This is a genomic window from Vibrio sp. QJM3NY_39 (genome assembly GCF_057785895.1).
In genome coordinates this window covers 1644794-1671105 of record NZ_CM173505.1, presented here as the reverse complement: position 1 = coordinate 1671105, position 26312 = coordinate 1644794, and the positions used below count along the sequence as shown (strand labels likewise).

25 protein-coding genes and 3 pseudogenes are annotated in these 26312 nt (G+C 41.9%); 10 read left to right on the top strand and 18 right to left on the bottom strand.

The genetic code is table 11. The annotated features are described in order from the left end of the window. Window positions 1–27 precede the first annotated feature (27 nt). From AC3CHU_RS07590 to AC3CHU_RS07525, 14 genes are all read right to left on the bottom strand, one after another. Window positions 28–663 (bottom strand): OmpA family protein, encoded by a 636-nt coding sequence (locus tag AC3CHU_RS07590; RefSeq protein WP_488525395.1) that lies wholly within the window; start codon window positions 661–663, stop codon window positions 28–30. Between the two features lie 8 nt (window positions 664–671). Next, the gene (locus AC3CHU_RS07585; protein WP_488525479.1) at window positions 672–2228 is read right to left on the bottom strand and encodes a TadE/TadG family type IV pilus assembly protein; all 1557 of its coding nucleotides are present in this window, start codon (window positions 2226–2228) and stop codon (window positions 672–674) included. Between the two features lie 10 nt (window positions 2229–2238). Further along, window positions 2239–2796, bottom strand: coding sequence for a tight adherence pilus pseudopilin TadF (gene tadF / locus AC3CHU_RS07580; protein WP_488525478.1), 558 nt, complete (start codon window positions 2794–2796; stop codon window positions 2239–2241). Next, a complete protein-coding gene (locus AC3CHU_RS07575) occupies window positions 2786–3268 on the bottom strand; it encodes a TadE/TadG family type IV pilus assembly protein (RefSeq protein WP_488525394.1) in 483 nt (160 codons plus the stop codon). The genes tadF and AC3CHU_RS07575 overlap by 11 nt, the downstream gene beginning before the upstream one ends. Further along, window positions 3255–3956: a tetratricopeptide repeat protein gene (locus AC3CHU_RS07570; protein ID WP_488525477.1), complete on the bottom strand. Its 702-nt coding sequence runs from the start codon at window positions 3954–3956 to the stop codon at window positions 3255–3257. The genes AC3CHU_RS07575 and AC3CHU_RS07570 overlap by 14 nt, the downstream gene beginning before the upstream one ends. A gap of 47 nt (window positions 3957–4003) precedes the next feature. Further along, the gene (locus AC3CHU_RS07565) at window positions 4004–4846 is read right to left on the bottom strand and encodes a type II secretion system F family protein (protein WP_488525393.1); all 843 of its coding nucleotides are present in this window, start codon (window positions 4844–4846) and stop codon (window positions 4004–4006) included. Then, complete coding sequence (locus AC3CHU_RS07560) at window positions 4843–5745, bottom strand: type II secretion system F family protein (RefSeq protein WP_488525392.1); 903 nt, start codon at window positions 5743–5745, stop codon at window positions 4843–4845. Before AC3CHU_RS07560 ends, AC3CHU_RS07565 begins: the two co-directional genes overlap by 4 nt. A gap of 1 nt (window position 5746) precedes the next feature. Then, a complete protein-coding gene (locus AC3CHU_RS07555; RefSeq protein ID WP_488525391.1) occupies window positions 5747–7018 on the bottom strand; it encodes a TadA family conjugal transfer-associated ATPase in 1272 nt (423 codons plus the stop codon). Continuing rightward, window positions 7015–8256, bottom strand: a complete 1242-nt coding sequence (locus AC3CHU_RS07550; RefSeq protein ID WP_102502736.1) for a CpaE/TadZ family protein — start codon at window positions 8254–8256, stop codon at window positions 7015–7017. Before AC3CHU_RS07550 ends, AC3CHU_RS07555 begins: the two co-directional genes overlap by 4 nt. After that, window positions 8256–8735: a hypothetical protein gene (locus AC3CHU_RS07545; protein WP_488525390.1), complete on the bottom strand. Its 480-nt coding sequence runs from the start codon at window positions 8733–8735 to the stop codon at window positions 8256–8258. Before AC3CHU_RS07545 ends, AC3CHU_RS07550 begins: the two co-directional genes overlap by 1 nt. Further along, complete coding sequence (locus AC3CHU_RS07540; protein WP_488525389.1) at window positions 8732–10102, bottom strand: type II and III secretion system protein family protein; 1371 nt, start codon at window positions 10100–10102, stop codon at window positions 8732–8734. Before AC3CHU_RS07540 ends, AC3CHU_RS07545 begins: the two co-directional genes overlap by 4 nt. Then, complete coding sequence (cpaB, locus tag AC3CHU_RS07535; RefSeq protein ID WP_488525388.1) at window positions 10102–10926, bottom strand: Flp pilus assembly protein CpaB; 825 nt, start codon at window positions 10924–10926, stop codon at window positions 10102–10104. Before cpaB ends, AC3CHU_RS07540 begins: the two co-directional genes overlap by 1 nt. 21 nt (window positions 10927–10947) lie before the next feature. Continuing rightward, the gene (locus AC3CHU_RS07530) at window positions 10948–11388 is read right to left on the bottom strand and encodes a prepilin peptidase (RefSeq protein ID WP_372243872.1); all 441 of its coding nucleotides are present in this window, start codon (window positions 11386–11388) and stop codon (window positions 10948–10950) included. A gap of 157 nt (window positions 11389–11545) precedes the next feature. Continuing rightward, window positions 11546–11752 (bottom strand): Flp family type IVb pilin, encoded by a 207-nt coding sequence (locus tag AC3CHU_RS07525; protein ID WP_017080668.1) that lies wholly within the window; start codon window positions 11750–11752, stop codon window positions 11546–11548. Between the two features lie 419 nt (window positions 11753–12171). Between AC3CHU_RS07525 and AC3CHU_RS07520 the strand changes: the two genes are divergently transcribed. Then, entirely contained in the window at window positions 12172–13065 is an 894-nt protein-coding gene (locus AC3CHU_RS07520) for a LysR family transcriptional regulator (protein WP_488525387.1), read from the top strand. Window positions 13066–13425: 360 nt separating this feature from the next. Here AC3CHU_RS07520 and AC3CHU_RS07515 read toward each other — a convergent pair whose 3' ends face one another. After that, window positions 13426–13788: a winged helix-turn-helix transcriptional regulator gene (locus AC3CHU_RS07515; protein WP_488525476.1), complete on the bottom strand. Its 363-nt coding sequence runs from the start codon at window positions 13786–13788 to the stop codon at window positions 13426–13428. A 33-nt stretch (window positions 13789–13821) separates the two neighbouring features. On the opposite strand from AC3CHU_RS07515, the gene AC3CHU_RS07510 reads away from it, so the two are divergent. From AC3CHU_RS07510 to AC3CHU_RS07490, 5 genes are all read left to right on the top strand, one after another. Next, entirely contained in the window at window positions 13822–14166 is a 345-nt protein-coding gene (locus tag AC3CHU_RS07510) for a transposase (protein WP_488525369.1), read from the top strand. A gap of 46 nt (window positions 14167–14212) precedes the next feature. Continuing rightward, window positions 14213–14683: an IS5 family transposase gene (locus AC3CHU_RS07505; protein WP_488525386.1), complete on the top strand. Its 471-nt coding sequence runs from the start codon at window positions 14213–14215 to the stop codon at window positions 14681–14683. A gap of 30 nt (window positions 14684–14713) precedes the next feature. Further along, window positions 14714–15634: an IS5 family transposase gene (locus tag AC3CHU_RS07500; protein WP_488525385.1), complete on the top strand. Its 921-nt coding sequence runs from the start codon at window positions 14714–14716 to the stop codon at window positions 15632–15634. A gap of 455 nt (window positions 15635–16089) precedes the next feature. Further along, complete coding sequence (locus tag AC3CHU_RS07495; protein ID WP_488525384.1) at window positions 16090–16389, top strand: hypothetical protein; 300 nt, start codon at window positions 16090–16092, stop codon at window positions 16387–16389. A gap of 284 nt (window positions 16390–16673) precedes the next feature. Continuing rightward, window positions 16674–17951, top strand: coding sequence for a hypothetical protein (locus tag AC3CHU_RS07490; protein WP_488525383.1), 1278 nt, complete (start codon window positions 16674–16676; stop codon window positions 17949–17951). Window positions 17952–18173: 222 nt separating this feature from the next. Here AC3CHU_RS07490 and AC3CHU_RS07485 read toward each other — a convergent pair. Then, a pseudogene (locus AC3CHU_RS07485) lies at window positions 18174–19330 on the bottom strand (IS3 family transposase). A gap of 121 nt (window positions 19331–19451) precedes the next feature. After that, a pseudogene (locus tag AC3CHU_RS07480) lies at window positions 19452–20692 on the bottom strand (integrase arm-type DNA-binding domain-containing protein). 568 nt (window positions 20693–21260) lie between these two features. On the opposite strand from AC3CHU_RS07480, the gene AC3CHU_RS07475 reads away from it, so the two are divergent. The 3 genes from AC3CHU_RS07475 to AC3CHU_RS07465 all read left to right on the top strand — a co-directional run bounded on the left by AC3CHU_RS07475 (window position 21261) and on the right by AC3CHU_RS07465 (window position 24174). Continuing rightward, window positions 21261–21836 (top strand): hypothetical protein, encoded by a 576-nt coding sequence (locus AC3CHU_RS07475; RefSeq protein WP_488525382.1) that lies wholly within the window; start codon window positions 21261–21263, stop codon window positions 21834–21836. A 291-nt stretch (window positions 21837–22127) separates the two neighbouring features. After that, window positions 22128–22871, top strand: coding sequence for a hypothetical protein (locus AC3CHU_RS07470; RefSeq protein WP_488525381.1), 744 nt, complete (start codon window positions 22128–22130; stop codon window positions 22869–22871). Window positions 22872–23109: 238 nt separating this feature from the next. Next, window positions 23110–24174, top strand: a complete 1065-nt coding sequence (locus tag AC3CHU_RS07465; RefSeq protein ID WP_488525380.1) for a hypothetical protein — start codon at window positions 23110–23112, stop codon at window positions 24172–24174. Window positions 24175–24213: 39 nt separating this feature from the next. Here the strand turns inward: AC3CHU_RS07465 and AC3CHU_RS07460 are convergent, their stop codons facing one another. After that, the gene (locus AC3CHU_RS07460) at window positions 24214–25134 is read right to left on the bottom strand and encodes an IS5 family transposase (RefSeq protein WP_488525379.1); all 921 of its coding nucleotides are present in this window, start codon (window positions 25132–25134) and stop codon (window positions 24214–24216) included. A 69-nt stretch (window positions 25135–25203) separates the two neighbouring features. On the opposite strand from AC3CHU_RS07460, the pseudogene AC3CHU_RS07455 reads away from it, so the two are divergent. After that, window positions 25204–26097: pseudogene (locus tag AC3CHU_RS07455) on the top strand (IS4 family transposase); the annotation flags it as partial. Between the last annotated feature and the right edge of the window lie 215 nt (window positions 26098–26312).

Here is a 26312-nt window from a genome sequence, read left to right as displayed (position 1 = left end):
AACCAAGCAACAACCAAACCCTAAATCTTAATTTTCTACTTTAGCGGCATCGTTCGCAGAGGCCCAAATTTCTGAGCGTCTATTCTTGGCTCTACCTTCTGCCGTTGCGTTGGACGCAATAGGTTTACTTTCACCAAATGAGCGTATAACAAGGCGATTCTTCTCTACACCATCCGCGATTAAACCATCCGACGTCGTCAGTGCTCTTTGTAGACCCAATGCTTGGTTGTAACCTTCTGCGCCGGTGCTGTCAGTGTGTCCATCCACCGTAACCGCACTGCCGTTAGCCTTTAGCTCGCCTGCAAGTTGGCTCAGTGCTTTGCTGCCCATCGGCGATAAGTTGTGTTGGTCAAAACCAAAATGAAGTCGTGCTAGTAGCCCTTGGCGATCTTGGTTACTGATCCAAGTCTTACATCCTGACTGGTTCATACCTAGATTGGATTGACCTGCTAACGCTTGTTTTAGCTCACGGCTGTCAGACGGCTGCTCTATTTGTAATAAGCCCTGTCTGTGCTGTGCAATGCCAACGACATCATCAACCGTGACACTGTGTTGATACTCACTGAACGCGGTATCGCAATAAACACTGATGCCTTCTGCATTGGCGATAAGGCTAAATTGCAATGTCGATATGACGATTGAACCGATCATTAACTTTTTCATATTTTCCTCTAGTACAACTTAGTTATTCCGCTTGTTTTTGAGCCTTTACGGATGAGTTCTTCTATCTTTTCAATCAATTCATCTAGGTTAGATACGTCGATGATGTCTTCATTTGGGTCGACAACGCAGTCTTGAAAACCACTTTGTTGAGATGCTCGAAAATCGATACCAATAACACCTATGTATAAGCCCGGTATTTCCTCTCTTGCTTTGTTACACATTCCTCTGTCGACTAACCCTTTAAGGATGCCGTTATTCGGACTCTCCTGCCCATCGCTTAAGATCAGCAGCATCTTGATTTTCTTGTTGTAGATTTGCTGCTCTTCTTGATCGGAACTGTTCGGGTCACCGTCATGAAGAACCTGAGAGCCTCTCAAAATACCTTGAAAAGCCGCAGTGCCACCGTCTGCCCACATCGAATTAATCGGGTCTAAATCTGAGAGCTTGTTCGATAGGCGAATGTTCGAAAGCTGCGATGAATTGGAAGAACCATGCGCGTTAAATAAACTTGTTCCACTCACACTATAGAAATCGGGCTGTAACCCCGACTTGTCAGTAAACATCGTCGACACTGATGTCGATAAATCTACATAGTTGTATACGTCTGCAACCAAGTAGTTATCTTGATAAATCACATCCTTAATACGTTTGGCGTACTTTTGATTCTCCGATTTTGGATATGAGCAACGTGACTGCCGGTCAGCACATCTAATCACGTCATTTTGTGAATAGGTACGCCAGTAATCCCAGTCAACATCGTTGTAGGAATATGGTGATACATTCGTTTTATAGTTGTCTTTGTAGCTCAACTGGCTTGTCGCCCGAGCTTGATTTCCCGAGACAATCTCCCTCGTTCGAACGTTAAAAGGCACAAAACCAACTCGATTAAGCAGTTTGTCTCCGGTTGTATCTTCTCCGGGCTCATCACAAACGTATTTCCACTCGCCATCGACATAGTCCTGTTTAATCGATGTGCAAAGAATTTTGCTGGATATTGCGTCGATGGCTGTCTTTAGATCGTCGATTTTTATGTGTCGACTTGAACCCCACCTGTCGTTCATTGAACCGGAAAAGTCCGATACAAAAACAATATCGATGTTGTTATCACCAAGATAAACGGGGTACTTTCTCGCTAACGAACGTCCCGCTAAGTCCTGCTGCTGATCAAACGAAGGGATAAAGCTACTCGCAAACCAAGAGTCATGCGTGGTCTTGGCATTCACTGTGTATTGGATGTATTCAAGAACCCCAGCGCCCTCATCTTCCGCTTGATGGAGTCGTTCTGCTGAGAGGTTGGTTGATTTGATGTCTCGAACGTAGTTTTCGACATACTTGGTCGCGAGCCCACGAGCCTGATCCGGTTGGTCTTCAATGGTTACCGCTATCGCCGCAGCCTCTGCTGAATCTCTGAGTCGGCTGGTCTCTTGTACATAGCGTGTGCCCTCAACCGCCCAAAAAGTCATGCCCATGATTGGAACAAGCAATAAACCCATCCAAACCGCGGCAACCCCTTGCTGTCTTTGGAGACTGAGATGCTGGCGATTGATATGGCGATCGTGCTGCATTTTCATTTCATTATCTCCCAGGCATTATTGAAGAAGAGCCAATCTGAACCGTGGTACTGGTGCCACTGTTGAAGAAGGGTTTAAACCAAGAACTCTGCTCTTCACAAAGACTGATTCGGTACAATGGATACACAACGCCCTTTTCTACCGGCGCTAAATCTGCATGATCGAGAATCGAATCAGTTTGGCAATTTAAGCTTCTGTACTTGCTGGTTGAGAATTCAGCGACATTAACTTTATTGGTCAATGACTCTATCTTGATCGCCACGTTATCAACTGGTGTATTGAGCATTCGACTTGCCACTTTAGCCATGTCTTCTAACTCTGAATTAGTTACAGGTAGGTTTTGTCCTGCCAATACATCGGCTTCAAAATAACGAGTACGCTCTTTGATCACATTGACTAAAGCAAAGCTGGATCGATCGAGCTTGGCGCGCGCGAGTAATTGATAGCTCAAGTCTGCGCCAAACAGGTAAACGCCCCACAAGGCCACTAGAATGAAAACTAACTCAATCGTATACGAGCCTTGTTGGTGTCTTTTAGAAAGCACACGTTGTTTACGGAGCATCATCTTTCCACCCCTCGTGTTCTAGGTTCAAAACCATAGTGCTTGAAATATCCCTATCCGCAGCACCAGCCAGTTTAATGACTGGGGTGTAGCGGTAGGTCACGGTGATCTCGGCTAAGTTGTAATTGAAGTTCAACCCTTGATCAGAGTGTCCCCTATTCGCGATAAAATCATCATAGGTTTTGAAGTACTGACCTGCGATAGAGAACCTTGAGCTATCAATTAAGAAACTCCATAGATTGTCATCATCTTCGATTAGCGATTTGAACTTAGTTTCGTACTGCTCGTTGATCCCTTTACCTTCATATATTTTGGTATTCCTGATGGTTTCTCTGAGCGAATACTCGGTCATGTTCACGACGTAAATTTGGTAACTCGATTCGAAGATCGCAAAGGTGGCGAAAAACAGAACAAGCGCACCCAACACAAACTCAATCGCTGTCACGCCCTTCTGCTTATTAAGAATCTTCATCGTTAACTCCTAGCTGAGTTAATTCAGCGGCAATGCTCTTGATCTCTTCCGCTGAAAAATCGCCTTTAAGTAACTTTTTGGCCGAGTCGATTTGCTGGGTTTTCATTAGTGCGATAGCTAGGTTCGCTTTAACGATCTTATTCGCTGGGTCTTCTTTTAAAACCGGGGCTAACGTTTCGATCGCCTGTTGGTACTCGCCATTCGCCATTTTAATCATCGCAATGTTGTTCTTAACAACGACATCGTCATAACCGCGTAAACGGGCTCGATTCAGTTCTTGGTAAGCTTCATTAAATCTTCCAACTTTGGTGTATGACACACCGAGTAAGACGTGAATTTGACCCGTTGTATTTCCCGCGTCGATAGAGGCTAGATAAGCGGCAATGGCTCTTTCAACGTCATTTTTAGCATCAAACACTTGTCCTTCTAACTGGTACAAATTGGGATTTTCAACACCCTCTTTTTGCAAGTGTTGAACATAGAAGTCTGCCGACTCGATATCCCCTTTATGAAAATATGCCCATGCCAGTTTCTCTTTTACCTCTGGGTCTTCGGAGCCCTGCTCTAGCTCGGATTTGTAATAACTAATCAAGCCGTCATAGTTCTTCACTTTTTCCATGCTAGTGACGTCGGCAAGCTGCAAGTCTTGTGCTGAAGGGGCCGATTGACAGCCCGCCAACACACTCATCGACAACAAAATGAGACAAAAACGTTTTCCAATCACTCGTCGTGTCCCTATATATTCAATGTCATTTGCATGATGCTCGGCGCGAGAATCAAGATAACGATCGGGAACATGATGAAGAGGATCAATGGGACACTCATCTTCGCAGAGAGCTTACCTACCTTTTCCTCGACCGTAAGAATTTGTACTTTTCGCATGTCTTCCGCGAGGTCACTTAACACACTCGCCACGGATGTACCGTATTGCAGGTTTTGAATGATGGTCAGTACAAAACTTCGTACTGGTGGTGTCGGGATACGTTCACTCAGATCATTGAGCGCCTTCTCTAGTCCGTGTATTTTTGCAGAATCAGATGTGCGCTTAATCTGGTAACAAAGGTCTGAGTCAAATTCAGCCAGCTCCTTGCCCAAATAAACCAGCGCCGCTTCAATCGTCATACCGGTTTGAACACATACCGACATCATGTCAAGCAAATACGGCAATTGAGCTGAGGTTCGACTGATCAACATCTTGCGGCGCATTTGAAGCATTGTATCTGGGACGACAATGACGCCAATCAGCGAGAAAATAACCACGATCAGTTTGTTGGTGGATGTCATATCCCCTAACAAAACCAAGCCTGAAACCAACGCCAATACCAACAACTTGGCCGGAAAATAAAATTTGGCCCAATCCGTGTTGTAATAACCCGCCTCTATCATTTTTTGCTCGAGTTCATGGCGATATTCTTTACCAAAACGAACAAAAAAGCGATTTACGCGTGAAGGTGCGCGAGCCGAATTATCCCCGATATAGAGCGCAACCTTCTTATGTCGTTGCTCTTTACGAATAGAGTCGATAATCAAAAAGAGTAGCGAAAAAAACAACACAATAAGGGAAGCCAATAACATCATGCGCGAACTCCTCTCACTAACAACCAAACAAGAAATAGACCGAACAGTTCACTACCAAGCACGTAAAACAATACAAGCCTTCCTTCTGGATCGTAGAGAACAAACTCCACATTATCGGGATTAACGTAGTTGAGAATAAGCATAAAAATCAGAGGAATAGCCGCAACTATTTTGGCGGAAATTCGAGCCTCCGAAGTCATCGCCATTTTCTTTTTCTCTAGCGTTCGAGAGTCCACTAGCACTCTAATCAGCCGCGCCATCACGCCCTTAAGTTGCCCACCTCGAGCTATATTCGCCCTGATAGTCACGGTAAAGAATAGAAACTCTGGGTAGGGGTAGTTCTTGCACGATCGTTGAAGCACCACCTCTGGTGACTCACCCAACTTAAGTCGGTCGCCCATTAGCTTAAATTCGCGGCCTATCGGGTTGTACATCACATCGCCTACATAACTGATGGCTTGCATTAAGCTGTCACCGGCAGTGACCGCACTCATTAGAATATTCAGCGCATCTGGGAACGTATTCTCAAATTCGCGACGTCTTCTTGTCACTAGGAACCGATAACCGCAAAGTGTAAATACCATAGATGAGCCCAGCACTAACCACGTATTGGTGATTGATAGCAACTCAACAACAATGTACCAAGATGCGATGATGCTGCCCGTAATATAGAGCGCAATGTAAAGAGAAGAACGCGGGCCTAACACCATTAACGTAGGTGATATGGACTCTTTGAACTTTTGCCAGTTTTGCTTACGAACCAAAGACTTGACGTTAATGGCATTGAAGTTTTCAGCTTCTACTTCTTCAATATTGAAAAACTGATTAACCTTTTTCACCTTTGAATCTCGGATCAAAAGCAGCAGGAATGCAAAGAGGATTAACGAAAGCCAAAGCATGCTAGGCCCCCTTAAATGATGCTTTCAGCTCTTCATAGAGCCCGAAGAATTGCGCTTTTTTCACAAGCTCAGATCGTTGCATAATGCCATCGGTGACGAATTCGCCTTTTACGGTTTCTCCATAATGGGCATCGTCAGAACGAAAACGATAAATCTCTTCCATCACCACGCTGTCGCCTTCTAGGCCAACGATTTCCGAGATGCTTGTGATCTTGCGAGACCCATCGCGCAACCTGTTAACCTGAACAATCATTTGAACGGCACTCACGATCGTTCTTCTAATCGCATCAAGAGGCTGATTTAGGTTCGCCATCATCACCATCGATTCAACACGGGCAATCGCATCGCGCGGCGTGTTGGCGTGCAACGTAGACATCGACCCATCGTGTCCGGTGTTCATGGCTTGCAGCATTTCAAACGCTTCAGAACCACGACACTCGCCAAGAATAATGCGGTCTGGACGCATACGAAGCGCGTTAATAACCAATTCACGCTGCGTTACCGCTCCGGTTTGCTCAACACTTGAGGTTCGCGTTTCGAGTCGAACCAAGTTGGGTTGTTGCAGACGCAGTTCAGCCGCATCTTCAATGGTGACGATACGTTCATCCTCAGCAATGTATTGAGATAGCGCGTTAAGTAAAGTGGTTTTGCCTGAACCGGTACCACCAGAAATCAACACATTGATACGGCAACGAGAAGCGATCATCAGCACTCGCGCCATATCTGGAGACATCGACCCAAAGCCAATCAAATCTTCAAAACCGATGTTTTGCTCTCTGAACTTACGAATTGAGATCGATGTGCCATCCAACGAAATGGGAGGAATCACTATGTTCACACGGCTGCCGTCTTCTAACCTGGCGTCGACCGTCGGTGAAAGTTCATCCACACGCCTTCCGACACGTGACGCAATGCGCTTAGCAATGGCTAACAACTGTTCTTCATTCACAAACGAGACTTCGGACTTTTTCACCTTGCCGTGTCGTTCGAAAAAGATGTTGTTGGGCCCGTTCACCATGATGTCGGAAATGGACTGATCTTCGACCAAAGGCTGTAAAGGCCCTAAGCCAAACAGCTCGTCGATTAGGCTTTTCACTAACCCGGACTTCATCATCGAGGTGATCGGTCTTTGGTAGCTATTTGCTAACAAATCAACCGCCGCTTGTATTTGGGATTCAAGGTCTCTGCGGCTCATTTTCTGAACCGCTTCTGCATCTAGGGCTTCAAATATCTGGCCACGAAACGCGAGGTATAAGTCTTTGTTAGAACTCATTTAGCACGCACCTTTTTCAACCAAGAGTTCATGCCCTTCTGATCCATAGGTTGACCATTAATCAGCTTCACCAACTGTTCCATAGAACGACTAATGTGACGGTCATGCTTATGCCCGCGTTTTCCATCGATAATGATGTGCGCCAGCGCTTTGCAGTAGTCGACTTCGAGATCGACTTCTGCGCCTAGATACTTAATAAGATCAGGCTTTTGTAAGACGTAAGCGTTTTCCGGGCGATGGTAGTTCACCACCGTAATCACGCGAGTACGCGACGATAACGAAAGCTGTAAGTTGGAGACTTTTTCATACAGTCGTTTTGCACTTCTTACTGAAGACACAGATGCGTCTAACACCAACACAACCACATCAAAGTTTTCTACCAAGAGTTGAGGTTCAACTTTGAAATCCACACCACCAGAAAAGTCTTCGATAATGAAATTGGTGTTGCGCGCTAACAACTCGCACAAGGTTTGGTTGTAATTAAGAACATCGCTTTGGCTCATGTCACCATCAATCGCCAACAGTCGTAAATTTTTGCGAGCGTTGATGAGGTAACTCAACGCCCCTTCTTCATCCATTTCGTGCAATGGTGCCGTGAACTCGTCGATGGTTCTCGGCTTAAAATCTTTTAGGCCGAGCAAAACATCAATGTTGGTATCCGCATATTGATGATCGACGAGAATCGTGTCCGAGCCTTGCGTCGATAACAGTGAGCTCAACTCAGTTGTGATAAACGATGCGCCAACGCCACCTTTTGAACCGACAATCGCCACGCGCTTCGCTTTACGTTTTTGACTCACACCAGAGAACGTCTTCAGGTTCTTGCTAACGTGGTTTAAGAAGTCAGCAAACTCCTGCTTATTCACCGGCCAGAACACGTAGTAAAAACCCATGTCTTTAAGAGAACGAAGCGTAGAAATAGCATCCTCTTTACCAATCACCACCACGCCTTTGTGTGTGGGTAGTTTGCTGGCAAAGGCTTTAGCATCCTCAACAACATTGGTCGATTCATTAAGTTCCAAAATAACGATATGGCTACTCTGTTGCTCTGTCAGTTTGGTCAAACCCGCTTTGGCTTTAACACATGCAGGATCATTCCACCCTTCAAATCGAAAGACTTCTTGAACAAGATCTAAACACTCTTGAGATTGATAGAACAAAGTACACCCGGCAACCCCTGTCGTTCCGGTTTGCACTGGCTTGGCCTTTGTTGTTAACGCTTTAGTCAGGTCAAACATTATTGCTCTCCTACCAATCGAGACTTGTAAGCCACTTGCTTCAAGCGCATCGATTCAGCAAAGCAGTCTGGCTGCCTCAACCGAACGTGAATCTGTGCTGGCGCGCATTGTTGAGTCTTCAAACGCGTTAAGGTCACCTGAATCTTTAAGTCGCTTGGTAACAACGGAGCGCTTCGATACGAGACTCTTAGTGGCGCGATGACATGTGACGGATATTGATCGAAGATCTTTTGCAACATCGCTTTGCTGCGGGTTGATTTGTAATCCACGACATAAGTGGCTTCTTTGTCCGTTGATTCGATATCTTGAATCAAAGCGGTAATCTGCTTGGTGGTTTCAGCGCGGTTTTTCATCGCAAACTCAAAGCTGTGGTGTTCTTTGTACACCAAGGCTTCAGCACCATGTCCGACAAAATATTGCTCAGAGGCGCAGCCTAAAAGTGACGTGGTAAATAACGCCATTAATAGTAATTTCTTCATTGGATAAATCCTCCTTGCGACAACAGACGAATCGTTGCATCGGAAGACGTTACCGACTTGCCGTCCCACTTAATGTTTAGCCAACGCGCTAGAGTAGAAGTCTTCTTGATGTAAGGCAGTTGAATGTCTTTCGGTTTCATCGGTTCAACAAGATTCACGGTGGCAACGATGATCAATTCAGTGCGTTTTCTTTCTGTGGTTGCTTTGCGGAAGGCGGCACCGAGTACTGGTATGTCGCCAACAAAAGGGATTTTTTGCATTTTTTCCAAATCAGCACTGCTCATCAAGCCACCAAGGACGAAGCTGTCGCCATCGGCTAACTCAACGGTTGTCATCGCACGTCGTGAAGCCAGTTGCGGAACTTTGATTCCGGCCGTTTCTATATAACCTTCAACTTCGCTGACTTCTGGCGCTAATTGCATGCGGATTCTGTCTTGGCTAAGCACTTTCGCGGTGAGATCGAGTTTGATGCCGAACTCTTTGAAGGAAATGTTCACATTGTTACTGGTAGTAACGATAACGGGCACTTCGCCGCCGACAAGGAAACTTGCAGACTCACCGGACAACACGGTTAAGTTAGGTTCAGCCAGAACCTCAGCAATTTGATCATTACCTAATGCAGTGATTAACGTGCTGAGGTTTGCCGCATCGAACTGGTCGAAAACAAATTCGCCAACACTTGAACCGACGGAGCTCCAATCAACACCAACAGTTTGTCCAAATGATTCGGTGACTTGAGCCACTGATATTTTGACGTTCACTTGTTGGGTCGTTGCGACTTCAATACGTTCGATGATCCCTTCCCACGTCATGTTGCGGGCAAACACCATACTTTCGGGCTCTTCATAATTTGAGTTGTCGGACTTAAACTCCAGTTTCACCGTTTTGTCCCATTTCTCTGTTTTTTCCCGTCCAAGTAGAGTGGCAACCAAACGATAGATGTCGTCACGAGTCGCTTCGGAATCAACAAGACCACTCACGGCGACTTGCTCTCCCACAGACTGAACCTTGACTTTGGCATCAGGGAAATGGAATTTAATTTGGCGTCTAATATCAGTTAAATCCAAATCAACAATGATGCGTTCGGAAAGCAGAACATCATCATCAATGCCGTAGACGATAAGTCGTGATTGCCCAATAGCATTGGCAAACACAACAAGTGTGTTGTCGTTGATTATTTTGTAGTCGACGATATCGGGGTTATTAATGAACACTTGGCCAATCGGACTTTTTAGCTGGATGTGCTGACCATCGTTAAGCGTGATGGAACGATCAGCGGCAAAAGCGTTTGTTATAGAAAGTAAGCCAATCAGCGGTGCTAGAATGGAAGCAAACAGTACTTGCTTGATTCGATGGTGAATCATCATCACAAAGCCTCTCTCGGGTTGTTCTCGTTACCACGTAACTCAGCAATCCCGGTATAGTTATCGATAATATTGCGCACCTCTGCATACTCAGGTTGCGTGTAGGTTTGGCTTCGGTAAATTTCGATGTGCATTGTTCGTTGCGCTAATGCAAGTTTTGGTAACTCGTCGGGGCTAACTTCGATGACCACCGTAGTCAGTCCATCCTCTTTAATCGGGGCGCGTGCGGTAATAGAGCTATCGCCAGTTGCATCATTTCCAATGTTGAGTACTTTGACGTTTTTAAGAAACATCGACGCCTTCACCCCTCTAAAGCGCTTCGGTTTATCGATATTTCCAGCTAAGTTATCGTTTGGAGAACTTACAGTTAAGATATCGATGGACGTTCCAGGACGGATGTAATCGTTGATTAGGTTTTTGTCACTGACTTTAAGTGGGTATAACGTCATACCTTCCGCGATCAAAAGGTCGATGTATCCGGGCTGGCCAGGCGTCACTTGATATTCAGGTAGCACAACCTCACCTGCGCTAAGACTGCGATTGAGCAAAATGGAGGGTGAAAAGCTGATTTGTGCGTCTTCTCTGACGCCAAGCATTAATGCTTCACTAAGAGGGAGTTGTTGTTTAACGACACCTTGCGCATCGATCGCACGCCCTTTTTCATAAGGTTCCGTGGTCATCCAAACGGCAACATGTTCTTCGTTTTTTTCTTCCACCACTTCAGCGGTCGTTGTCGGTTGAGGTTCACTCTTGAACAAATCGACAACGCCTAGCGCGCCAACTATTAGGGCAGCAATGGCAACAAGTAATACCAGTCGAGATCTCATAATGTTCTCATTCTTGGGGGTTTATATATGTGGCATGTTTTGAGTTAAAATTACCAAGTAGAATCCAACGCTAATCGCTATCCCATATGGAATACCTTGTTGGCTGTTCGACGTTTTTCTTACTAGCCTTTTACTTATCAGCTTGTTGTATACGAGATAAATAACGGCTAGAAATCCACCGGCAAAAGCCGTCATAACAAACGCCCAAAGTAAATCACTGAGAGGTATGGTAAGTGATAGAACCGCGGCATATTTAATATCGCCAGCTCCAATCCAAATCAGGGCGTAAACAATCAACCCTCCCCCTAACACCAGCAGAAAGCTCATAATTTGAATGTCTAACGGTGACAAAAAACATTGTAAAAAGAGCAATATCAACAAGGTGGGATTTTGTATCTTTCGATAGAGAAAATCGGTAGCCGATACATAGACACACACGATTACCAAAATCAGTAAATACACGTCAAAACTCAAAATTAGAAATATCACCTAGATTTATATGGATTGACGTAAACATGTATTAATTGGTATTCCCAATTAACTGAGCCAGACCAATGAAAACATAGGTCTGGCACAAATATCTTTCGATATATTCTACATTAGCCAATAAGGCTTGATGTTAGCTGCTTGCAGTATCGATAGCAGTAGCTACATCTTCAAAAGCACCTTCAAGTTTGCCAATGAAACCATCAGCGCCTACTGCAGTAGTTACTAATACAGCCATTGCTACTGCAATAAGACCATATTCAATTGCAGTTACTCCGCGCTCATCGTTCTTGAATTGTGATAGAAACATGCTTGTTTTAACGTATAGCTTAGTAATCATTATTATGTCTTCTTATAAGGGCTGTTGAAAATTCGTCGCCATTATAATTAGCACCACCAATCTATGGAAAATACCCCCTATCGATTCAATCTATAGGTCGTGTAAAAAATGATCAAAACAAACACCTTAAAAATACCAACAGAAATACAAAGTCCATACATGACAAACACTTACATCAAAAAGTAGCTAAAAAACAAAATGAATATTTAAATTTATAAACTTGAAAAAATAAGACATACATCAATGTTTAACTTAATACAAAATTTATATAAGCTTTGGAACTAGCCTAATAGATAATTCATCGATCTTTATTACTCCTTATAAAACATGTTGAAATACAATTATCATCACGCTATTGTTCTTCGAATCAACAAACCATAAAAAATATAATTTCTTTGTGTCAAAAGGTTAGTCGAATCATGAAACTACATTTCGAAAATATTGTTTCGTTCATAGCAGTAGTTGAAGAAGGTTCATTTAGCTCTGCTGCACGTAAGCTTGGCAAGTCTCAGTCAACGGTTAGTACCGCTGTGCAAAACCTTGAGTCAGACTTAGGTTTCAATTTATTTAATAGAGAACACTCTAAAGTCTGGTTAACTGAGAAGGGAAAACGACTATTCCAATTATCTTTACCTGTGGTATCGAAATATCGTGAGTTAATCACTATTGCAGAACAAATGAATCTATCCGACCAGATAGTTTACCGCGTGGGCATCGATCCATTAGTTTTCAACAAAAACGTAAAAAAGGCATTGTTGGCATTTTCAGAGGCTTTTCCTAATGTCGACCTACTTGTTGTGACTAAACCAAGTTTCGTTTTAGGTAATTACGTTAATGAAGGAAAGATCGACCTAGCGTTAGGTAACCCCTATCACAAAACAAATAACGATTTTAATATAGAAGAGCTTTTTCACGTTAACTGTTGGTGGGTGGCACACGAAGACTTGGTATCCTTGAAGTCTCATGCGCCATATCAGCGCGTTCTATTAATGGATGGCTGTGAAGAGCTGCTGAACTTGTCGAACATCGCCTCATATAATCTATGGCGACTGGATGATTTAGCTACCATTATCGAACTGTGCAAAGCTCAAAAAGGCATTGCTTTTTTACCGGGGTTTCTCATCGAAGGAAACGTAGAAGACAGTAAACTTAAGGTGATTACAGATCACCCCGATTTCTTTGGCAAGCGAGTTATTGCATCCCTTTTCTGGCAAATACATTCTGACTTTAGCTTGTTTAATCAATGGATTAAGGACGAGCTGAAAACAAGCTCCAGTTATAAACAAACATTTATTGCTGACTTAGCCCAATAATGTTCTATTAAAATCATGACAATCACACTCTATTGCACTCTCCCGCTTCGAGTGTGATATTTCAATACCGATATTTATTCGAATATAAACGCCAAGCAAAGTATGTAAAATACATATAATTAACATCAGACATATCATTTAATATATGCATTTATATTTACTTAGAATTCTTCATTACCTAGCCGTTCATAAATCTGTAATAAAACCTAGATAGACACTAGCCGATAAAATTATTAAGCACTTAACTAATACTTAGTGTGTCACCAAATCTCGAACAGTGCTTTTAAGCTTTGAACGCAGAAAACCCGCCATAAATAATAACGTTCGATAATAGAATAGCTTTTCTGTAGTCACGTCAGACTAGCCCCAGCTATCAGATTTTTTTACGATGATATCGACAATGTCCGCAAGCTCTTTTCCTTTTTCTGTCAGACCATAATATACAGTCACAGGAACGGTTTCTTCTTGCCTGCGCCAAATGAAACCTTCTTTGCTGAGTAACTTCAATCTTTCACTAAGAACTTTACTGGACACTAGAGCCAACTGCTTTTGAATTTGTCCAAAACGTATTTCGCTACTCTGACCTAAGATCCAAACTATGTGAGCAGTCCATTTAGTAGAGATCAATGCCAAATATTTATCGGCGCTGCAGTAACCTTCAGGTTGCTTACCCTGTTCGGCGTTGTTGCTTAAATCAGTTGAACCTTTACCAAGTCCTGTGATCTGATCCTTTATGGTGCTCAGAACTGTGGTGACATGGATAAAGCGAAAAAGAAGATAACTAACTGGGCGGAATACAATAAGGCTCTGTGCAAGCGTGGATCGGTGACGTTTTGGATAGATGATTCAGCCATAGATGCATGGCGATGTGCAACCCATCATGGTAAGCGTGGTAAAGGTTTCCAGTATTCTGATACCGCGATTGAAACTGCCTTGATGATTAAGGGGATCTTCTCTCTGCCATTACGTGCTCTTCAAGGCTTTATTGATTCTATCTTTGAGCTATTGGATGCTCCGCTGACTACACCTGTATCAGCAAACGTTCGAAGACAGTTCAGGTCAAATATCGCAATAACTCCAAAGGAGCTATTCGTCATATAGCCATTGACTCGACTGGTCTCAAAGTTTTGGCGAGGGTGAATGGAAAGTGAAAAAGTACGGCGCCGAAAAACGTAGAACTTGGCGCAAACAGCACTTAGCTGTTGATTTAGAAACTCATGAGGCTATTAGGGCAGAAGTTAGTCTTGTAAGTGTTGGCGATAGCGAAGTGCTACCAACATTACTCAACCCCTTGCGTAGAAAGATCCTGACGGTATATGCCGATGGAGCACATGACACTAAAAGCTGCTATGAGACTCTGAAAAATAAGGGTTGTACTCCGCTGATACCTCCTAGAAAGAATGCGGCGCTTTGGAAAGATGGGCATCCCAGAAACGAAATTGTAGGGGTTCTGAAAAATGGAACAATAGCGGAGTGGAAATCTGAATCTGGTTACCACTATCGCTCAATATCGGAGACCGCAATGTCTCGATATAAAGGACTAACCAACGGTAAATTGAGCTTGAGATGGGCTTTATTGCGTAATTCAATGGAACTAAATCAAGAACCTACGATCTGATCAGCTACGTTTACTCCTTCTCGTAGCTCTATGCCTAAACCTCTTTATAAAACAACCAACTGGAAGCAATACAACCAATCACTCATTAACCGTGGTTCTCTGACCTTTTGGATTGATGAAGAAGCAATAAGCGGGTGGGCGCAAAGCAAACAGAATAAGCGCGGGAGGCCGCGTCGGTTCAGTGATTTAGCTATCACGACAGCACTGATGGTCAAACGAGTTTTTTCTATGCCATTGAGAGCGCTTCAAGGATTTATCGACTCGATATTTAGGTTAGCTCATGTACCGTTAAGTTGTCCGCATTACACCTGCATCAGTCGTAGAGCCAAGCAAGTTGAGGTTTCATTTAAGACTAAAGCGAGAGGAGCAATACAGCACCTGGCCATTGATGCAACTGGCCTAAAGGTTTATGGCGAAGGTGAATGGAAAGTCAAAAAACACGGGACAGATGGCAAGCGTAGAGTTTGGCGAAAGCTGCATATTGCCGTTGATACAAGCACTCATGAAATTATCGCAGCCGAGCTAAGTTTATCGACGGTTACAGATGGAGAAGTCCTCCCGAACTTACTGAAACAAACACGCCGAAGTATCCTTGAGGTGTCTGGTGATGGAGCTTACGACACGAGATTGTGTCATGCTGCTATTAAGATTAAGGGAGCCATTGCGCTTATTCCCCCAAGAGAAGGGGCAGCCTTCTGGGAGCGTGGTCATCCTCGAAACCTCGCCGTGGGTTGCCAGAAGTTATACGGCTCAAATAAGTATTGGAAAGAGCGGTATGGGTACCACAGACGTTCACTCTCAGAAACAGCGATGTATCGAGTTAAACAGTTACTAGGAGGACGATTGAGCTTAAGACATTACAATGCGCAGGTGGGTGAGACTTACGCGATGATAAAAGCGTTGAACAAGCTTACTGGGTTAGGTATGCCTGAAACTTGTCGTATTGACTAAGAAACACACGAAATGGGGTAGCTCTATCTATAAATTTAATTACGCAACAAAGCCCATTTTCGCCGTAGTTTCATTATTAAAACTAGCGATAAAACAAGTCTGGTAGACCAAATCAATTTGTAGGCTTTGCCATTACTAGCACACTGCAAATAAACGAGCTTATGGTATAGAGTAAAGTAAGCACAGTTCTCTTGGTATCTGACCCTTGTTTACTTTGAGCAGAAAGATGTTACTTAATACTGAATCCAACCAGATTGAAGCAGCTCAACAACCTCTGAACTCCAGCCTTTTTCATATTATACGGCTGAAAAACCAGTCCTAAAGCCGTGTGTTGAGTCAAAATTACATCACGGAACAACCTAGATCTCACAAACGATTAGTAAGAATATTCTTACATGAAAAAATCTACAGTTCCATTATGCTGAAAGAAAATCACTCTGAAATCGTAGACTATTATGAATCCCCCATCTAAAGAACTTTCTGAAGAACTAGATAAATTATTAACTCTTGAAAATGATGTCATCTGCAAATTAACCCTATTATTAGAGCAGGTTATATCTAACCTAAGAGTTAGTTTACCATTAACCGATAAGTCAACGGTGGAAAGTAACCTTTACTCACTTAAAAAATTATCTATTCAACTGGTAACTGGGATTGAGAAGTTAGAAAATGACAGCTCAATAAACCTCGATATAACTAACTTATCTAAACTTAGTTATGAGTTACAGCACTTAACTGGGTACTACTATCGATAGCTACTTTAAGGAACCCCTTCCCCTTAAGGAGCGAGTAAGAAGGCTATCATTCAGTGATAGCCTTTCTGCGTGATAGCGTGGGCGTGGCAAGTTATGGTTTGTGGTATCAGGCTGATTATTAAGAATGACACACCAAAACAATCAAATTCAAATATAATTTAATATAGAAACTATGCTATTAATTATTACCATACAATATAATGTGATATTTTCCGAGATATTAAACCAACTTAGAAAACACAGAACCCGACATTAAAAAAATAAATCAATCGAGAATAATGTATATGAAAGATGTATTAATTATAACAACTGAAGGGGTGGTTTATCACTACCTTAGAAGTATATTTGGAGGTGGATGTGTAAAAATAAGTTTTAAACAAACCAGATCTTTCTTATTATCTTCAGATAAAAAATTTGAATATGCATTTTTTGATGTCGCAAATAATCAAGGAATGTCAATCGAAACAATAGAAAAATTAAATTCAAAGGCAAAAAAGACCTTCTTTCTTATTGCCAACGGTGATAAATTGCAACTAAGGACCTTTCCATTTTACATGTTTAATGGGTTTTTAGAGTATCCAATAAATAGAGAAAGTGTTCTTAGCTTGATAAAAAAAGAGGATAACTTTGAAAAAACAAGGAAAATCACATCTAGCTACAACAAGGGAGACTTTGATAATTTGGTAGCTAATTACTTATGTAGTGTAGATAATGAACATGAACTTTTTCATATGTACGACTCTTTATTAAGTTTAAATAAATTACCCGAAGCTGAGGATTTGGTTACAGATTTCTATAAAATAAACAAAATACCTAAGCATCCCAAAATATCAATCCTCCGTGAGATTCATGTAGGCGAGAACTTTGAAAAAATACAATCAACAATAAGAGACAGACCTCTAATTTTTTGTAATTCCATTGACGAACAGATCATACTTAATTCATTCGGAGTTATAATAAATAATGAATACAAAAGTATCATCTCCAAAAGCTTAGGAAGGCGAATTATTTACCTAAATGAAGTTTTAAACAGTATAACCGACCTATTAAGAGATGGGATCATCAATAATGAGAATGGTAGTGACATTATAAATTTTTTGATTTTTAGAGATTTCTTAAATTATGAAAAAATGAGCAAGCTAAACCAGTCAATAATTATATCTCTCAGCTTAAGTTTGAACGATTACAACTCATTAACTTTTATCCTGTCTAAAAAAAATAAATTCAAACCAATTATCAAAGCAATAGTTAAGAAGGTATTAGAACGAAAAATCAGCGCTATTAGTACTAATGGTATCAATCACAAGTCCGACTTCGACAATAACAATATACATTTAGAGTTTCTAAGAGGTTATAAAAACATTAACTATAGTAGAGATAAGGAATTATTGTTAGCTTCAGTCTATAAAATATCTTTGGTTGATAAAGGTGACAAACTTAAATCTACGATAATTGGATTGTCTGACTATTACAGAACAGATGAAGTTATTAAATCTTATGACAATGGTCAATATGTTAGATTTTCACATAACTCCAAAGCTTTGTTGTTTAATTCAGTTTAGAGATAGAGTCAACCCATTTAGTTATTCGTGTGGTTATTTGTCAATACGACAAATAACCACACCAAACCCAGTAAACTCTTAAATAACGAATAGTGGTTAGGTTCGCAAGTTTCTCGGCGTGATTAGAACCTGTGTGCCATTGCTAATCACGCTGAACACATTACAGTCTCAAAGTACGATAAACTTCTATTGGGTATAGTTAAAGTGGGTATAGTGTAGTGGTCAACAAATTCCGGACACTGACTTAAGCCGATTTTCGGCATTTACTGGCGACAGCCCATCATTTGCTTGATGAGGCCGTTGCCTATAGTAACTCATCAGGTAATGGCTGATGTCTTTCTTAGCTTGAGCTTGTGTCAGGTAACCTATTACTGGTATCCACTCGGTTTTCAAGCTTCTAAATAGCCGCTCCATGGGAGCGTTGTCCCAACAATTACCACGACGACTCATGCTTTGAGTTATACGATATCGCCAAAGCCTTTGGCGATATTTACGGCTGCTATATTGGCAGCCTTGATCTGAATGGAACATCACGTTCTTCGGACATCCTCGTTGCTCCTAGGCCATCTCCAAAGCTTTAGATACTAATTCGGTATCGGGCTTATCGGATAAAGACCACCCCACAACGCGTCGGCTAAATAGGTCAAGCACTACCGCTAAATAGGTCCACTTCGAACCTGACCAAATATAAGTAATATCGCCACACCAAACGCGATTCGGAGTACTGACAGAAAACTCACGCTTCAGTAGATTTGGAATATCTAGCCTTTCTACTTTTGTATGCTTATATCGATGCGAACCTGGCTGTTTACTCATTAAATCAGCTTCACGCATTATCTGGCGAACCTTGAATCGTCCGGCTTTTATGCCTTCTTCGCTCAGCATCGAGACAAGAGTACGACTGCCAGCAGAGCCTCGACTCATGTTGAAGAGTTCTTTAATTTGGCTAGCTAGACGAATGCGACTGGCATCCGGCTTGCGTTGCTTAAACTCGTAGTAACAAGACGAAGCTACGTTGAACAGTTCGCAAAGCATTTTGACCGATTCATGCTCCCTCAACTTGTCTATTAACGAGAACGTTCGAGTTCGTCCGACATTAAGAGAGCGGTGGCCTTTTTTAATATGGATTTTTCTCGTTCTAGCCGGTTAATCCGGGCTTCTAACTCTTGGATTTTCTTTTGCTCAGGCGTGAGGGCTTTGGTCGTTGGAGTCATCCCACCTCGCTCAACTTTGAGTTGGTCGACCCATCGCCGTAAAGCCGTTTCACCTACGCCCATAGAGTTAGCTGCTTCAGGTATGGAGTACCCTTGATCAAGAACCAAACTTGCAGCATCTATTTTGAACTCAGTAGAAAATGTACGTCGTTGTCGTTTTGTCATTGAACACCTCATTTATGGTGGAGACTTTACCACCTAATTTGGTGTCCGGGATCATTAGATCCACTACAGTAGTTAAAGTTAAAGTGGGTAGGTTGTGGGTTAGTTGTATGGGAGTGTACAACTAACCCACAACCTTAAGGCCCTTTTTACCACTCATCGACAAGCTTCCCTTTGCTGCCTCTTCAATATGGTCGCTCCACCGCGCCATGGGAACTTTACGACGTTCAAGGTAGTCTGTGCGGTTATATGCGCTTCTCATCTTATCTCTATCAACATGAGAGCGCGCAGCTTCAATAATATCTGGGTCAAAGTTCTGTTCATTTAGAGTGGCACTGGCTAATGCGCGTAAACCGTGAGAGGTTTGCCTGCCCTTTATGTCCATTCTTACTAATGCTTTATTTGCTGTCTCTTTGTTGATGTGATTTTTGTTTCTTTTGTCAGCAGGGAAAAGGAATTCACTATCCCCCGTAATGAAATCAATGGTTTCTAATGGCCTAGAGTTTGTTTTGTTAAAGGGACGGTATGTACTCTCCCCTTTTTCATTCGTTCTGCAGGAATAATCCAAAGCATCTCTTCTCTGTCAATTTCATCCCAACGTGCCCCAGCCGTTTCAGTTGGTCTTGTCATGGTATGAAGTTGCCATTCGAGCAAGCAGCGAGTGATAGGTTTAATCGATGCATAGCTTATGGTCTTGAGGAGTTCAGGAAGTTCATCAGGAGTTAACGAAGCTTGATTGGTTACCTTGGCAGTTTCAAAGGCTTTACCAATACCTACGAGCTTGTTGTGCTCAATCACACCCGTATTTACTGCAAAGGTCATTATCTCATTGAGGTTGCGACACCATCGCCCTACTGTTTCTAATTTACCTTGGTTCGCAATGGGTTTAATTGTCTTGATCGCTTGGGGGGCAGTTATGTAACCAAGAGGTAACTTACCAAGATCAGGTAAGAGGTACTTCTCAATTCTTTGTTCTAGTTTCTTGGCCGTTTGCTCTTTGACACTTGTTTTCTTAACTTCAAGCCAGTCATCAAATACCGACTGTAACGTATTCGACAATTCTAACTGTTTTTCTCTGAGTGTAGTGTCACGGTGTTCTTTAGGATCAATACCATCAGCAACTAATTCTCTTGCTTCAATAGCTTTGGTTCGTGCTTTAGCAAGCGATATAGATGGGTATTTACCAATACTTAGATTTGCTCGTTTCCGAGTAATTGAACGGTAATAGTTAAAGAGCCACAATTTGGAACCATTGGGCTTTATTCTCTGTGCAAGACCATCACCATCGAGCAGGCTATATTCCTTTTCTTTGGGTTTTGCTTGTAAGATTTGAGTCGCAGTTAATGGGGTTGTTTTCCTAGCCATAGTAACATCACCAATCCATATTTCCCGTAGTGTTACTTTAAACGATGGATTTTACAACATGCCATGGAATCTTATAGGACCAAGAAATAGCTAAAATCCTGATAAAACAAGGAATTACAGGCACAAAAAAGCCCACACTAGGTGGGCTTTCTTTTTGAATTTGGTGCCTCTACTGGACTCGAACCAGTGACACCTTACATGTCATGCAAGTACTCTAACCAACTGAGCTAAGCGGGCGATGTTCTAATTTCTTATTACTACCACTGTGACAAATACAATAGTTATGCAATAAAAATAAATAAGGAATGGTGCGTCCGAGTGAACTCGAATCACCGACCCCCGCCATGTCAAGACAGTTACTGTTTTTATAAAAAATTGCCAGAATTCAACATTCACACGCAATTTACCAGAAAATCAGCCACTTAAGCACAACCCACTTTATAACAATGACTTATGTTATTTAATGATAAAGTTCTTTATTTTTGAATTTGGGCACATTATTGTCACAGCCATTTATTACAATGAGTTAGGTTATAAAATTTCAAATTGCGGCTTAAGGAAGAGGCATTTGACAGATTTATTTACTAAACTAGAGAAGTATGATACTACACTACTCTCCAATGCAGAGCTCTCTGACGTTCATCTTTGTGACATATATATTGATCCCGACCTCGCTGAAATCATTGCAGAATCAAATCCAATTTCAGCGTTAAAATCAAAGTCTATTCACTCAAAAAGTGTAAAGATTATGACCAACATTTCCGCCTTACAATCACCCATTTGGGTCTACAAAAAACGGAATCAATACTATCTTGTTTCGGGACTTTTAACCCACTTTCTGCTCTTAAATACTATCAATAGTGAAGATTCAATCACTAGGACAACCCCCGTTATTTTGCTCAACAAGAAGCCTCAAAATGATATCAAGCGCCTGCTATTTTTGTCTGATTTAACTACTCAATTACTACAAAAGCTGTTTATTACAAAAGAGAAAAACGTGAAATTTTTCTTAGAAAAGTGGTTTCCTAATGATGAACCGCAAGGCTCTTATCTGCAAAACAAAGAGTGGCAAATCATACTTCCTGAGATCAAAACCAAGAAAGAGTTACCCTACATTTTAAGTACTTCAAATAGAGACTTATGACCATGAGAGAGCGTATTTCTAGGCAAGAGCTATTGGATGAAAATGTTAACCTCAGCGAAGAAGATTTTGAAAGGTTTTACGACTTTTTCCTTCTAATTGAGTGTCCAAAATCATTTCGAGCTCTCAACGAAGTGCTCAGCAATCTACTCGAAATATCGCAGCAGTATCCACAATTTTTGAAGCAGTTTTTCTCATTTCAAGAAATGATTTGGCCCATTTAACTGAAGCTATTTCTGATTCAAACATCTCAAGAAAAGAAGATTTTTTAAACCATCATTTCGAGCGAGGTTGGTGCCAGACTCATGTCATTTACGCTTTACTTGCTCAATACAAAATGTTCGCTTCAACTTCCAACCGTGCCGTTTTTACATTAATATTTTTAGAACATTTTTTAAACATGTTAAGACTATTTCAAAGCTTGAAAGAGAAGAAGAAGTAACGAGTGCCTTCCGTAACTTAAACCGAAACAAAACATTTAACTTACCTGATTTCGACGACAGTACTATCGATGAAGTAGTTGTCAGCTTTGACTCATTACGAACAAAGAACACGCTTGAAAACTCAATAAAAAATCAGCTTCGACAACTCTGCAATTTTTTCAATTTAAGCTGGAAAAATAGAACAAAAAGGAAATCATCATCTCGAACGGTGCTGAGACAACGATTCAACAATAAGCAGCTCGAACGTGTGATCGGGACCGACGATAATGTCTATACAAGCATGATAAAAAACCAGATTGATAAAACACAATCAGGTATTGAACAGACCGAAGCATTTCCTTCGATTAGCTTCGTAAAAACAGAATCAGAAATAGACAAAAAACCAGAACATGAGATTGCCGCTATTTCACAAATTAATGAAAAGTCATCTCAATTAAAACAAATAGCAAACATATCTAACATCATCCAGCGAGCTCATAATTCAACCACTCTGGACAAAAGCATACTACAAGCCCATGACCTTTCTTTGCTACTCTTTCAATTGCAAAAGAAAAAAACTACCAAAAGCATATTGGTGTCGTTGAAACTAGAATAGTCTGCCAACTCATCACGCCTCACTCTATTTTTCTAAATCAATTGAAGATATTTGCTCACTTAAGATTCTAAACACACACTCAGAAGAAGGCGAAGGTTTTGTCTGCATCGATAATACATGGCACTTTAAAGCTGTATATACTGACAGTCTTACCGTCGCAGAGTATTCGAGATCGAGTGACCTGCTTGAAATTAGTGACTATTCACTGACTCAGGTACCAAAGTTTGTTATCTCTATATTGGCTTTGAAGCAGAGTAACTTAGGGGAGCTGTTTAAAAAAATAACAAAAAGCCGTTATCGTGACAGTTGCACTACATTCCTCAAAAAGTTGTCAGATACGCATGGTGTCAGAATAAGTCTAAAAGCAGTTCAGCACTTCAATCATAACTTCAATGAAGCCAACCAGTTAATCGACCCTGTTATTTTCGATTTTGCTTTCAATCACACCACTTACAAAACAAGAGCTAGCAGGCACTGCACTCAGTATTCATTTTCGACAATGAGCTCAAAACTCTTTTATTTTTGGACATTTGTTCTAGAAAGCATAACTTCTTTGGGGTTCATGCCCTGTATTGACGTTGGAAGGGTTAAGGAAATTACCTATCAATCCACTTGTGCCTGTGACGTTGTCGGATCGAGGTTTTTGCCGTCTACAACATTCTTTCAAAAACGTTATACCTCTCTTCAGGTCAAGCTATCTGACTACCATCAACTCGAAGTGCAGTCTTCTTTTGACAAATTAATTCACTATCATAATGATTACGTTTTTTACGTAAGCTCAATGTTACTGGCAATGACAGGTTATCGCGCTGTCTATAATCCTCTCCCGTCATTAAATTTACGGTTAAGCCGATATAAAATGCTCATAATCAGTGATAAAGATGATATCGACTTTACTCACGCACGCATCGTTCCACTTGCAGATAACCTTAATCAGCAAATCAAGCATTATCAAAACCACCTAGAGCAACTCACCAACTTTCTTCATATACTGCAACCTGAAACCGCATTCCACGCGAAGAAACAGTTAGAAGAATTGGGGCATTCATTATCAACAAAGCCATCAGAGGCAACATCTTGGTTTTCTACAATAAAGAACTCAAAAATACACCCTGGAGTACTGTTCTACTTCTCTAGGAACCGCCATGGTATACATATGAAGAATGTTCATCCAGCCTGGCTCTGTGAACAAGAAAATACAGACTTTCCCCTCAATGCAACCCGGCATTTCTTACGTACATTTTTGATAAAAAGTAAGGTAGACCCAGAGTTAATTGCATTCACAATGGACTTTGTTGCGTAATTAAATTTAGATATAGAGCTACCCCGTTTCGTGTATTTCTTAGTCAATACGATAAGTTTCAGGCATACCTAACCCTGTAAGCTTGTTCAACGCTTTTATCATCGCGTAAGTTTCACCCACCTGGGCATTGTAATTTCTTAAGCTCAGTTTCCCTCCTAGCAACTGTTTAACTCGATACATCGCTGTTTCTGAGAGTGAACGTTTGTGGTATCCATACCGCTCTTTCCAATACTTATTTGAGCCGTATAATTTCTGGCAACCCACGGCGAGATTTAGAGGGTGACCACGCTCCCAGAAGGCTGCCCCCTCTCTTGGGGGAATAAGCGCAATAGCTCCCTTAATCTTAATAGCAGCGTGACACGCTCTCGTGTCGTAAGCGCCATCACCAGACACCTCAAAGATACTTCGGCGTGTTTGTTTCAGTAAGTTCGGGAGTACTTCTCCATCTGTTACCGTTGATAAACTGAGCTCGGCGGCAATGATCTCATGAGTGTTGCTATCGACGGCAATATGAAGCTTTCGCCAGACTCTACGCTTGCCATCCGTACCGTGTTTTTTAACTTTCCATTCATCTTCGCCATAAACCTTAAGGCCAGTCGCATCAATGGCTAGGTGCTGTATCGCTCCTCTCGTTTTAGTCTTAAATGAAATCTCAATTTGCTTTGCTCTACGACTGATGCAGGTGTAATGCGGACAGCTTAATGGAACATGGGCTAACCTAAAGATCGAGTCGATAAATCCTTGAAGCGCTCTCAGTGGCATAGAAAACACGCGTTTCACCATGAGTGCTGTCGTGATAGCTAAATCACTGAACCGACGCGGCCTCCCGCGCTTATTCTGTTTGCTTTGCGCCCACCCGTTTATTGCCTCTTCATCAATCCAAAAGGTCAAAGAACCACGGTTAATAAGTGATTGGTTGTATTGCTTCCAGTTGGTTGTTTTGTAACGAGGCTTAGGCATAGGGCTACGAGTTAGAGTGGAGGTAGCTGATCAGATCGTAGGTTCTGGATTTAGTTCCATTGAATTACGCAACAAAGCCCAGAGAACGCTGAAGAATTTGGGTTCATCTCTAAAAAATTGAAACCTTACCCTCAACTTCGTTTAGTCGCTTTGATGTCAACAGAAACACGAATGATTATGGGGGCAGCTTTTGATGGTTGTCATGTCGGTGAAACGACCTTGGCTAAGCGCCTATTCAATGATATCCCCGCACACTCATTGACCTTACTTAATCGTTGTTATTTCTCGGCAGACCTTTTGTTGTCGTGGCAAGAGAGTGCGGAAAATACTCACTGGTTAATGCCTGCAAAACGTAAACTACGCTATGAAGTGTTGGAGAAATATGCGGAAAACGACATGCTCATTTCAATGCCTATCTCTCCTCAAGCTCAACGGCAGAATCCGAATTTACCCGCACGTTGGGAAGCCAGATTAGTCCTATATCAAGAGCCAAAAGGTGAGATAAAAGGTTTTATTACTTCACTTACAGACCCTAGCAAATACTCGCTAGAAAGCCTGCTGCGTGTTTATTGGCAACGCTGGGAGATTGAAGAGGGTTATGGTGAAATTAAACAGACTCAACTACAAAGTCACGTCACTTTACGAAGTCGTTTTTCAGCCGGAGTGAAGCAAGAGCTTTAGGGCGTATTACTTGCCTATAACTTAGTGCGATTAGAGATGGTTAATATAGCTTCAGAAGCCGGGGTTCGAGCTACTAGGGTCAGTTTTACCGCCGCAATTAACCTTATTGATGCGCAATTACGTTGGCTAGCTTTAAGTCCAGACGGAACCCTACAAGTCAAACTTAAAAGGATGAGAGAAAGTCTGAGTCACTTCATTCTTCCAGATAAAAGAAAGGACCGAACGTTTCCACGTTCAGTCCTCTTTGTTCCAGCCAAATATCCGTTTAGGTTCAAGCAGTAATGCTTATCCGAACGGCATTAAATCAATGCTTTGGGCTTTTTAAGGATAATCTGGCGCGGATATCATCGTGGAGCAGGGAAGCTAGTGCTCCCAACAAGGACTCCGAATAAATTAGCGCAAACCAACTCCGTTATTACTTAATTGTAGTTGCAATAACGGGGCGGACCATACATTTTTACGTCTGTCACGAACATCTTTCAAGCCTAAATCAAATA